The organism is Haematobacter massiliensis, from assembly GCF_000740795.1.
Lineage (GTDB): Bacteria > Pseudomonadota > Alphaproteobacteria > Rhodobacterales > Rhodobacteraceae > Haematobacter > Haematobacter massiliensis.
In genome coordinates, this window is record NZ_JGYG01000002.1 from 502,347 (window position 1) to 513,690 (window position 11,344).

At 63.9% G+C, this 11,344-nt stretch carries 10 protein-coding genes; 9 read left to right on the forward strand and 1 reads right to left on the reverse strand.

All coding sequences use genetic code 11. The features are described from left to right. Positions 1–57: 57 nt before the first annotated feature. Positions 58–1,392: an MFS transporter gene (locus CN97_RS05500; RefSeq protein ID WP_035708161.1), complete on the reverse strand. Its 1,335-nt coding sequence runs from the start codon at positions 1,390–1,392 to the stop codon at positions 58–60. 220 nt (positions 1,393–1,612) lie between these two features. On the opposite strand from CN97_RS05500, the gene cyoA reads away from it, so the two are divergent. From cyoA to CN97_RS05545, 9 genes are all read left to right on the forward strand, one after another. Beyond that, positions 1,613–2,797: a ubiquinol oxidase subunit II gene (gene cyoA, locus CN97_RS05505; protein ID WP_242685214.1), complete on the forward strand. Its 1,185-nt coding sequence runs from the start codon at positions 1,613–1,615 to the stop codon at positions 2,795–2,797. Between the two features lie 14 nt (positions 2,798–2,811). Next, a complete protein-coding gene (cyoB, locus tag CN97_RS05510) occupies positions 2,812–4,809 on the forward strand; it encodes a cytochrome o ubiquinol oxidase subunit I (RefSeq protein WP_088217202.1) in 1,998 nt (665 codons plus the stop codon). An 18-nt stretch (positions 4,810–4,827) separates the two neighbouring features. Further along, positions 4,828–5,457, forward strand: coding sequence for a cytochrome o ubiquinol oxidase subunit III (gene cyoC, locus CN97_RS05515; protein ID WP_035708164.1), 630 nt, complete (start codon positions 4,828–4,830; stop codon positions 5,455–5,457). After that, positions 5,454–5,867 carry a cytochrome o ubiquinol oxidase subunit IV gene (gene cyoD, locus CN97_RS05520; RefSeq protein ID WP_035708167.1) on the forward strand — a complete coding sequence of 138 codons (414 nt, stop codon included), beginning with the start codon at positions 5,454–5,456 and terminating at the stop codon, positions 5,865–5,867. The genes cyoC and cyoD overlap by 4 nt, the downstream gene beginning before the upstream one ends. Beyond that, complete coding sequence (locus CN97_RS05525) at positions 5,864–6,643, forward strand: SURF1 family protein (protein WP_248700068.1); 780 nt, start codon at positions 5,864–5,866, stop codon at positions 6,641–6,643. The genes cyoD and CN97_RS05525 overlap by 4 nt, the downstream gene beginning before the upstream one ends. Then, a complete protein-coding gene (locus CN97_RS05530; protein ID WP_207391655.1) occupies positions 6,640–7,983 on the forward strand; it encodes an ATP-binding protein in 1,344 nt (447 codons plus the stop codon). Before CN97_RS05525 ends, CN97_RS05530 begins: the two co-directional genes overlap by 4 nt. Next, complete coding sequence (locus tag CN97_RS05535) at positions 7,922–8,479, forward strand: response regulator transcription factor (RefSeq protein ID WP_035708170.1); 558 nt, start codon at positions 7,922–7,924, stop codon at positions 8,477–8,479. The genes CN97_RS05530 and CN97_RS05535 overlap by 62 nt, the downstream gene beginning before the upstream one ends. Positions 8,480–8,657: 178 nt before the next feature. Then, complete coding sequence (locus CN97_RS05540; protein ID WP_242685216.1) at positions 8,658–9,773, forward strand: biopolymer transporter ExbB; 1,116 nt, start codon at positions 8,658–8,660, stop codon at positions 9,771–9,773. Beyond that, positions 9,773–11,287, forward strand: coding sequence for a peptidoglycan -binding protein (locus tag CN97_RS05545; RefSeq protein WP_035708175.1), 1,515 nt, complete (start codon positions 9,773–9,775; stop codon positions 11,285–11,287). Before CN97_RS05540 ends, CN97_RS05545 begins: the two co-directional genes overlap by 1 nt. The last annotated feature ends 57 nt before the right edge of the window (positions 11,288–11,344 follow it).

The following is an 11,344-nucleotide window of genomic DNA, read 5'->3' on the forward strand; positions in this document are numbered from 1 at the left end:
CGGAATCAATAAGGGCCGCTTCCGGAGCGGCCCTTTTCGTTTCGGCAGGCGTGATTCTCAGCTTTTGAATTCGAGCTGACGGTTCGCGCGGAGCGCGACCAGCGTGCAGATCGCCCCGGACAGCAGATAGGCCCCCGCCGACCACAGGCCGAACCAATGCACCAGCGCCAGCGCGACCAGCGGCGCGAAGCCGGCACCGAAGAGCCAGGCGAGGTCCGAGGTAAGCGCAGAGGCGGTGTAGCGATAGGTCGGATCGAACCGCGCGGCGGTTGCGCCGGAAGACTGACCGAAGGACAGGCCAAGCAGCGCGAAGCCGACGATCATGTAGATCAATTCCCCGGTCTCCGCTCCGCCAAGGAAGGCCGGCGCCACGACGCTGAACACGGCTATCCCGATGGCGGCGAGGGCGAGCAGGTTGCCCCGGCCGATCCTGTCCGAGAGCACACCCGACAGCAGCACGGCACCCACGCCCACCACAGCCGCGATCACCTGAATGATGAGGAAGTCCGCCGGCGGTTCCTGGGTATAGAGGAAAACGTAGGAGAGCGGGAACACCGTCATCATGTGGAAGAGCGCAAAGCTTGCCAGCGGGGTGAAGACACCCAGAACGATTCGCGGGCCTTCCGCGCTCAGCGTATTGCCGACAGGCGCAGGCTGCAGGTCGCGGCTTTCGAACAGACGCTCGTATTCCGGCGTCACCACGATGCGCAGGCGCGCGAACAGGGCCACGACGTTGATCGCGAAGGCGACGAAGAACGGATAGCGCCAGCCCCAGCTCAGGAAATCCTCGGTGGACAGGCTGAGCACCAGATAGGCGAAGAGCGCGGAGGCAACGATCAGCCCGAGCGGTGCGCCAAGCTGCGGCAGCATCGCGTACCAGCCCCGCTTGCCGGGCGGTGCGTTCATGGCGAGCAGGGAGGACAGCCCGTCCCATGCCCCGCCGAGCGCGATCCCCTGCAGGAAGCGGAAGGCGGCAAGGAACAGGATCGACCAGTAGCCGATCGTAGCATAACCGGGAATCAGCGGGATGCAGACGGTCGCCGTACCAAGCAGGAACAGCGCAAGCGTGAGCTTTGCTCCCCGTCCCCAGGCGCGGTCGATCTGAATGAAGATGATCGTGCCGATGGGACGCGCGACAAAGGCCAGCGCGAAGACCGCGAAAGACAGCAATGTGCCCGTCAACGGATCAGCGAACGAAAAGAACACCGACGGAAAGACGAGTACGGAGGCGATGGAGTAGACGAAGAAGTCGAAGAACTCCGACATCCGGCCGATGATGACGCCGATGGCGATCTCATTGGGCGAGACATCGTGGTCACCATCCCTGTGGATGGCGCGGGCGTCGCGTTCCGCCGTCGTCTCCGGCGTTCCCGTGGCTGCGGTGCTGCTCATGCTGGACCTCGCCTCTTCCTGCATCTGATATAAGTTGTGCATGATAGCGCACTCCGCGCCACTGGCACGGGGCGGCGTCTCTATAGAGCCGACGGCTGCACCTGCGGCATTGGGCAAATTGTCCAATGTCACATCTGCGGCAGAGCCTTTAATCCAACGCCCGATCTTCCGGCCCCGCCGGATTACCCCCTAGTTTCCTTGCCAGATGATGGGAAAGCCCGTGAAAACAGCGCGCCTCGTCCCCCTTATCCTCTTTCCGCTCCTCCTCGCGGCCTGCAAGCCGGTGGTTCTGTCGCCGGCCGGCGATATTGCGATGCGGCAACGGGATCTGCTCGTTATCTCCACGCTGCTCATGCTGCTCATCATCATTCCGGTGATGGCGCTGGTGATCTTCTTTGCGTGGAAGTACCGCGAATCGAATCGGAAAGCGGAATACAAGCCCGACTGGGATCACTCGACCCAGCTCGAACTCGTCATCTGGGCGGCGCCGCTGCTCATCATCATCTGCCTCGGTGCGCTGACATGGGTCGGCACGCACCTGCTCGATCCCTACCGGCCGCTCGACCGGCTGGACAAGGACAGGCCGCTTGCCGCCGATCACCGGCCGCTCGAGGTACAGGTCGTGGCGATGGACTGGAAATGGCTGTTCATCTACCCGGAGGAGGGAATCGCCACGGTGAACGAACTCGCCGCGCCGGTGGACCGCCCGATCCGGTTCAAGATCACGGCCACCTCGGTCATGAACGCCTTCTACATTCCGGCCCTGTCGGGCATGATCTATGCGATGCCCGGGATGCAGACGCAGCTCAACGCCGTCATCAACCAGGCGGGTGAGTATGAGGGCTTCTCGGCCAATTACAGCGGCCACGGCTTTTCCCACATGCGCTTCGCCTTCCAAGGGCTTGACGAGGCGGGTTACGATGAATGGGTCCAGCAGGTGCGCGAGAGCGGCCAGTCCCTCGACCGTGCGACCTATCTCGAACTGGTCAAGCCCAGCGAGAACAATCCCGCCACGCATTACCAGGCTGTCGATGCCGATCTCTATCGCCTCATCCTCAACATGTGCGTGGAGCCTGGGCGGATGTGCATGAACGAAATGGCCTCCATCGACGCGCGGGGCGGGGCAGGTCTGGCCGGAACGCTCAACGTCCGTCCCATGGACGACGACGGGCCCGGCCGTCAGGCGACGGTCTTCGGGGGCCTGCCGACCTTCGTGGAGACCTTCTGCACCGTGGAAGATTCCAAGCTCGCCTTCGGTGGCCCGCTGGCTGCAGCCGAACTGCCCGAGAAGCTCCGCACGCGGACTCCGTTCCGGGGGCATGGTCTGTCGCAGCCCTCGCTCCTGCCGTTCACGGCGCCCACCTCGCAAGCGGAGGCTGACGCCGCCCGCCCCTCCGCGCTCTGAGACAGGACTGACCGATGTTTGGTATGCCGCTCTCCGAATTCATCTTCGGCCGCCTCACCTGGGAGGCCCTGCCGCTGCACGAACCGATCCTCGTCGCGACCTTTGTCGTGGTGGCGCTCGGCGGGATCGCGCTGTTGGGCGCGCTCACCTACTTCAAGATGTGGGGCTATCTTTGGAAGGAATGGTTCACCACGGTGGACCACAAAAAGATCGGGATCATGTACATGATCCTCGGCCTCATCATGTTCCTGCGCGGATTTGCCGATGCCGTCATGATGCGGATCCAGCAGGCCATGGCTTTCGGGGGATCCGAGGGTTATCTGAATGCCCACCACTACGATCAGATCTTTACCGCACACGGGGTGATCATGATCTTCTTCGTGGCCATGCCGATGGTCACGGGGCTGATGAACTACGTCGTGCCGCTGCAGATCGGCGCACGGGACGTGTCCTTTCCGTTCCTGAACAACTTCTCGTTCTGGATGACGGCTGGCGGTGCGATAATCACCATGGTGTCGCTGTTCGTGGGTGAATACGCGCAGACGGGATGGCTGGCCTATCCGCCGTTGTCGGGTATAACCTATAGCCCATGGGTCGGGGTGGACTACTACATCTGGGGCCTTCAGGTCGCCGGTATCGGAACCCTGTTGTCCGGTGTGAACCTGATCGCCACCATCGTGAAGATGCGCGCGCCCGGAATGACCATGATGAAGATGCCGGTCTTCACCTGGACGTCGCTCTGCACCAACGTGCTGATCGTCGCAGCCTTCCCGGTGCTGACCGCGGTGCTGACGCTGCTCACGCTCGACCGCTACCTGGGGACCAACTTCTTCACCAATGATCTTGGCGGCAACGCCATGATGTATGTGAACCTGATCTGGATCTGGGGTCACCCGGAGGTCTACATCCTGATCCTGCCGCTGTTCGGCGTGTTCTCGGAGGTGGTGTCCACCTTCTCTGGCAAGCGGCTCTTCGGCTATACCTCGATGGTCTATGCGACGGTGGTGATCACCATCCTGTCCTATCTCGTGTGGCTTCACCACTTCTTCACCATGGGGTCGGGCGCGTCGGTGAACTCCTTCTTCGGGATCACCACGATGATCATCTCCATCCCGACGGGGGCGAAGATCTTCAACTGGCTGTTCACCATGTACAAGGGGCGCATCCGGTTCGAACTGCCGATGATGTGGTCCATCGCCTTCATGCTGACCTTCGTGATCGGCGGGATGACGGGCGTGCTTCTGGCCGTACCGCCGGCGGACTTCGTGCTGCACAACTCGCTGTTCCTTGTCGCGCACTTCCACAACGTGATCATCGGCGGCGTGCTCTTCGGCCTGTTCGCGGCGATGAACTTCTGGTGGCCCAAGGCCTTTGGCTTCAAGCTTGACCCGTTCTGGGGCAAGGTCTCCTTCTGGTGCTGGGTGCCGGGCTTCTGGATCGCCTTCACGCCGCTCTACATTCTCGGTCTCATGGGGGTGACGCGGCGGATGCGGGTGTTCGACGACCCCTCCCTGCAGATCTGGTTCCAGATCGCGGCAGTCGGCGCTGCGCTCATCGCGCTCGGGATCCTGGCGATGTTCATCCAGTTCGGGGTGTCCATCCTGCGCCGCGATCAGCTTCGCGATGTGTCGGGCGATCCCTGGAACGGCCGCACGTTGGAATGGGCTACCTCGTCGCCGCCGCCGGAATACAACTTCGCCTTCCAGCCCATCGTGCGCGATCTCGACGCCTGGTCTGACATGAAGGAGGCCGGCTATCGTCGCCCGGTCGAAGGGTTCCGGGATATCGTGATGCCGCGCAACACGGGGGCGGGTGTCATCATCGCGGCGCTCAGCACGGTGCTCGGTCTGGCGATGATCTGGTACATCTGGTGGCTGGCCGCGCTCTGCCTCATCGGGGTGTTCTGGGTCGCGATCGCCAACAGCTTCCGCTACGACCAGACCTTCATCATTCCCGCCGCCCATGTCAGCTCGACGGAAGCGGACCGGACGCGGCAGCTCGCCCGAGCCTGAGCCTGGAGAGACAGTGCCATGACAACCATGACTGCAAAGACCGCGGGCGAGGCGCCGGAGTTCTTCGATCTCGACCCGCATGAGCATCCCGAGGGCTCGAGCACGATGCTCGGCTTCTGGATCTACCTGATGAGCGACTGCCTGATCTTTGCAGTGCTCTTTGCGTGTTTCGGCGTGCTCGGCGGCAACTTCGCCGGCGGGCCGGGGCCACGCGATCTGTTCGATCTGCCGCTGGTGGCGCTGAACACTTCCATGCTGCTGCTCTCCTCCATCACCTATGGCTTCGCGATGTTGGCCATGGTGAAGGGGCACAGCCGCCATGTGATCAACTGGCTGATCGTGACGGGCCTGTTCGGGCTGGCCTTCCTGTGCATCGAAATCTACGAGTTCCATCACATGATCCACCTTGGGGCTGGTCCGCAGCGCTCAGGTTTCCTGTCTGCCTTCTATGCCCTGGTCGGCACGCACGGCCTTCACGTGTTCATCGGCCTGATCTGGCTGGTGGTGCTGGTCACGCAGGTGCGCCAGAAGGGGCTGATCGCCGCGAACCGCCGCCGGATTAGCTGCCTGTCGATGTTCTGGCACTTCCTCGACGTGATCTGGATCGGGGTCTTCACCTTCGTTTACCTCATGGGGATGTTGAGATGAGCAATAACTACACGCCTCTCCACACCGCGCATGCGACGCAGGGGTCGCATCAGCAGCACCTCCACGATCATCCGGATGAGGAGGAGGATCACGGCTCGTTCGGATCCTACATGACCGGCTTCATCCTGTCGGTCATCCTGACGGCGATCCCGTTCTGGCTGGTGATGGGAGAGGTGATCCCGAACCCGCGGACGACCGGGATCGTCATCATGGCCTTTGCCGTGGTGCAGATCGTTGTCCACATGATCTACTTCCTGCACATGAACACCCGCTCGCAGGGTGGCTGGACGATGTTGGCGCTGATCTTCACGTTGATCCTGGTGATCATCACGCTCTCCGGTTCGCTTTGGGTGATGTACCACCTGAATACGAACATGATGCCGGAGATGCACAACATGAGCACGATGTGACCACCAAGGGTCATGATGTGCAGACAGGGCGGGGCGACACCGAAAGGGCGCCCCGTTCGCCATTGCGGATGGCGGTGATCGCCGCCATCGGTCTCCTGCTGACCGTGTGCCTCATCGCACTCGGCTGGTGGCAGGTGGAGCGGCGGGCTTGGAAGCATGACCTCGTCGCACGGGTAGATGCCCGCATCCATGCCGCGCCGGTCGTGGCGCCGGGGCCGGCGGCGTGGCCCGTTGGCGCCGAGACGGACGAATACCGCAGGGTTGTCGTCACCGGCACCTTTGACCACAGCCGTGAGGCACTGGTTCAGGCGCTGACCGATCTGGGCGCAGGCTTCTGGGTGCTGACCCCGCTTGCGACCGATCAGGGCTTCACGGTCCTGGTGAACCGGGGCTTCGTCCCCTCCGACCAGCGGGATGCGGCCAGCCGGGCGCAGGGGGAGATACCGGGCAGCACGACGGTAACGGGGCTTCTGCGACTGACCGAACCGGGTGGCGGGTTCCTGCGGTCCAATGATCCTGCGGGAGATCGCTGGTATTCGCGCGATGTATCGGCCATTGCCGATGCCCGCAGCCTGAGCGGGACGGTTGCCCCCTATTTCATCGATGCCGACGCGACGCCGAACCCCGGCGGGCTGCCGGTGGGGGGGCTGACCGTCGTGCACTTTCCCGACAATCACCTCAGCTATGCGCTGACCTGGTTCGCGTTGGCGGCCGGTATGGCGGGCTGCACGATTTTCGTCCTGCGGCATGAGACCGGAAGGCGGAGGCGGGCGTGAAGCCGCCGGCAACCAGCCCGCCCACCGCGCGCAAGAACATGGGTCTGCTGATCCAGCTTCGCTGGATTGCGGTGGCGGGCCAGATCGTCGCCATCGCCTTTGCCGCCTGGTTTCTGGGGGTGCATCTTCCGCTTGTGCCGATGTCGGCGGTCGTCGCCTGCCTCGTCCTGCTGAACGCCGCGACCATCCTCTGGCTCCGCCGGGCGGACCATGTGCCGGGGCGCGTGGTCTTCATGGCGTTGACGCTCGACGTGCTCGCGCTGACGGCGCAGCTTGCCCTCAGCGGGGGGGCGAGCAATCCCTTCGTCACGCTTTATGTAGTGCAGGTGGCGCTGGGGGCGATGATGCTCCGGCCCCCGGCAGGGTGGTTCCTTGTCGCGCTGACGAGCTGCCTCTTTGCGCTGCTGATCGTGCTGCACCGGCCGCTGGGATTGCCGCCGGACGGGCCGTCGTTCTTCAATCTCTATATCGCGGGCATGTTCGTCGGCCTCACGCTGGATGCCGTGCTTGTCGTCGCCTTCCTGACGCGGGTGGCCGCGAACCTGCGGCAGAGTGATGCGCGCGTGGCCCGACTGCGTCAGCAGGCCGCGGAGGAAGACCACATCGTCCGGATGGGGCTACTGGCCTCCGGCGCGGCGCATGAGCTTTCCACGCCGCTCGCCTCCATCTCCGTCATTCTGGGGGATTGGCGGCGGATGCCGAAGCTCTCCGAGGATCCCGAACTCCGGCAGGAAATCGAGACGATGCGCACCTCGGTCGATCGCTGCAAGACGATCATCACCGGCATCCTCATGACCTCCGGCGCCGCGCGGGGCGAGGGAACGGAACTGACTACCGTCCACAGCTTCGTTGCCCGCATCTCACGCGATTGGCAATCCGCTCACCCCGGCGTCACGCTGGAGCGGCACAACGATTTCGGAGAAGATGTCGGCATCGTCTCCGATGCGACTCTTCGGCAGATCGTGATGAACGTGCTCGACAATGCGGTGGAGTCCTCGCCCGGCTGGGTGGGGCTGGATGTGCAGCGGGAAGGGGCGATGCTGCTTCTTCGTGTCACGGATCGTGGCCCGGGTTTTTCGTCGCGGATGCTTGACGAATTCGGCCGGCCCTATCAAAGCACCAAGGGACGGCAGGGACGTGGCCTCGGGCTGTTCCTCGTGGTCAACGCCATACGCAAGCTCGGCGGATCGGTATCCGCGGGGAACCGGCCGGAGGGCGGAGCGGAAGTAACCTTGCGGTTGCCCCTGCATCTCCTCAGCGCCGAGGACGAGGATGACAATGACGGAGACTGGTCAGACGGGGAGTGGGACGGAGGAGACGATCCTTCTGATCGAGGATGATCCCGATTTTGCAGCGACCCTGAAGAGATCGCTGGAGCGGCGGGGGATGACCGTCTTCCACTCACACGGCATGGAGGATCTGGAGCAGGTGCTCGCGGCGCATCGGCCCGCTCGTGCCGTGGTGGATCTGAAGCTTTCCGGTGGTTCGGGTCTTGTCTGTGTCGATCACCTGCATCGCCGTGACCCGGAGATGCAGATCGTCGTTCTTACCGGTTTCGCCAGCATCGCGACGGCGGTCGAAGCGATCAAGCTGGGCGCCTGCCACTACCTGACAAAGCCTGCGAATACCGATGAAATCCTGGATGCCTTCGTGCGGGGAACGGGGGATCCAGGGGTTGAACTGTCCACGCAGCCCTCCTCCATCAAGACGCTGGAATGGGAGCGCATCCACGAAACGCTGGTCGCGACGGGTTTCAACATTTCCGAAACCGCGCGGCGGCTCGGGATGCACCGGCGCACGCTGGCACGGAAGCTGGAGAAGCGTCAGGTTCGCTGACCGGCTATTCTGCAACGGCCGTGCGCTGGCCCGGGGCGTCATCCGTCTTGACTGTTGGCATCGCGGGCCGGGCGCGTCATTCTCCGCGAATCGAACGTCATATGAACGGATTGCAATGAACCGCCCGGCCCGAGAGGTTGATACCGTTTTTTCCCAGCCGGTCCGGCAGGTTCTGTTCATGATCATCGCGCTGCTGCTGGTCGCGGCGGGGGCGTGGATGATCCACCGGGAGGTGTCGGAGGTCTTCCGCGCGAACGTCTGGCTGAACGGCTCCATCCTGTTCGTGTTCCTCGTCGGGGTGGTGGCCTGCTTCTGGCAGGTCGGGCAACTCATGGCGGCGGTAAACTGGATCGAGGGGTTTGCGCACAACCGTCCGGGCTACGTTGCCTCCCGCCCGCCAAAGCTGCTGGTTCCGCTTGCCACGCTTCTGGGCCAGCGCGCGCCGGGGTCGGGCCGGCTTCAGCTTTCCTCAACCTCCGCGCGCTCCATCCTGGAATCGGTCGGCGCACGGATGGAGGAGATGCGGGACATCACCCGCTACCTCGGCAACCTGCTGATTTTTCTGGGGTTGCTCGGCACCTTCTTTGGCCTCGCCACCACTGTTCCGGCGGTCGTGCGCACCATAGGTGCACTCAGCCCCCAGCCGGGGGAGGAGAGCCTCGCGGTGTTCGGCAGGCTCATGCAGGGGCTGAACTCTCAGCTCGGAGGGATGGGCACGGCGTTTGCATCCTCGCTGCTGGGCCTGTCCGGGTCACTGGTCATCGGGCTTCTGGAGATCTTCGCTAGCCACGGGCAGAACCGTTTCTACAGCGAACTCGAGGACTGGCTCTCCTCCATGACGCGCATCGGTATCGCCTCCGGTGACGACGGCTCCATCAGTCAGGAGGCCGTGGGCGGCCTGATCGACCATCTGTCTGACCAGATGGACGCGCTGACCCAGCTTTATGCGCAAGCGGAGCAGCGGCGGAGCCTGCTGGACCAGCGCATCGGGCTTCTCGCTGAATCCGTGGACCGCCTCACCCGCAAGCTGGAGGGGGAAGAGGGTACCATGGGCGCCCTCACCCGGTTGACGGAGGGGCAGGAGCGGCTGGTCGGGGCGATTTCCCAGCGCGAGGAAACCGGCGCACTGGATGCCGAGAGCCGTATGAGACTGCGGTCCATGGATGTGCAGCTTCTGAAGATTCTCGAAGAATTGTCCGCCGGACGGCAGGAGACGCTCTATGATCTCCGCAGCGATCTTGCTGCACTCGCATCGGCGGTGCGGGGTCTGGGCTCAGACCAGCGGAGAGGGTGATGGCGTTCTCGCGCGGGCGCGCACGTTTTGAAACCAATGTCTGGCCCGGTTTCGTGGATGCGATGACCTCTCTTCTCATGGTCATCATGTTCGTGCTGTCGATTTTCATGATCGTGATGTTTGTGCTGCAGGACCGGGTGACCAGTCAGGATTCCGAACTGGAAAGCCTGACGGGCGAGGTGGCGCAGTTGTCGCGCGCGCTCAACGTGTCCAGCCTCCGGGGGCAGGAGCTTGAGGGAGCACTGGCGGAGCGGCAGGGCGCGCTGGATGCCGCAACCGTCCGCATCACTGACTTCGAGGCGCAGGTCGCCGCGCTGATTGCTGCGAGGGATCGCGCGCAGAGCTCGCTCGTGGCGGCGGAAGGCGAGAAGCAGGAGCTTCTGTCCGCGCAGGAGGCCCTGAACCTCGCGCTCGCGCAGGCGCGGCAAGAGGTCGATGCGGAGCAGGAGGCTGCGCGGCTTGCGGCCGCACGGCGAGAGGCGCTGGAGGCGCTGGTTGCTGATCTTCGGGCAAAGGGTGAGGCGGATGCGGCCCGCCTGTCAGAGGCGGAGGTCCAGCGCCTGACGGAGTCTGAAGCCGCTGCGGCGCTCCGCGAGCGGTTGAAGAACGCCGATGCAGAGTTGACGGCCATGACGCTCGCGCTCGAAGAGCAGCGCAAACGGGCGGAGGAAACGCTGACCCTGCTCGCCGCGGCGGAGGCTGCGCGGGACGCGGCGAAGGCGGATGCAACGCGCGAACTCACGGAAGCCGAGCGTCGCGCCGGTCTGCTTGCGGCCGCCAATTCGGCGCTGGCAGGCCAGCAGGCGCAGGGGGCGGAGGATGCGCGCCGCGTTGCTGCCTTGAATGAACAGGTGGCGGCCCTGCGAGCACAACTCGGCTCCCTTCAAGCCGTGCTCGACGCCTCCGGCGAGAGGACGCGTGAGGCAGATGTGCGCATCGAATCGCTCGGGGGCCAGTTGAATGTCGCGCTGGCACAGGTCGCTGAGGAGCAACGGCGGCGGGCTGAACTCGAAGCGGCGGAGCGGGCCAGGCTCGCGGCGGAAGCCGAACGGCTGGAACGCTATAGCTCCGAGTTCTTTGGCAAGCTGCGCGATGTCCTTCAGGGAAGGGACGGCGTGCGGATCGTGGGGGATCGCTTCGTATTCTCCTCCGAAGTGCTGTTCCAGCCGGGTTCGGATACTCTGGCGCCCGAGGGTCGCTCGCAGATCGCCGGGGTGGCGTCGATCCTGAAGGACATCTCGAATGAAATTCCCCCGGGCATCGACTGGATCCTCCGCGTGGATGGCCACACCGACAATACGCCTCTTTCGGGGACGGGACAGTTTCGCGATAACTGGGAGCTGAGCCAGGCACGGGCGCTGTCGGTCGTGCGCTACATGGTCAGTGATCTGGGATTTCCGCCCGAACGTCTGGCCGCAACGGGATTTGGCGAATTTCGTCCCGTCGCAAGCGGCAATTCACCGGAAGCGCGGGCGCAGAATCGCCGGATCGAGCTGAAACTGACAGAGCGTTGAACCCGTCGCGGATGATCCGGGGCGTTCGCAGGCGCGCATCAGCGACAAGATGCTCCC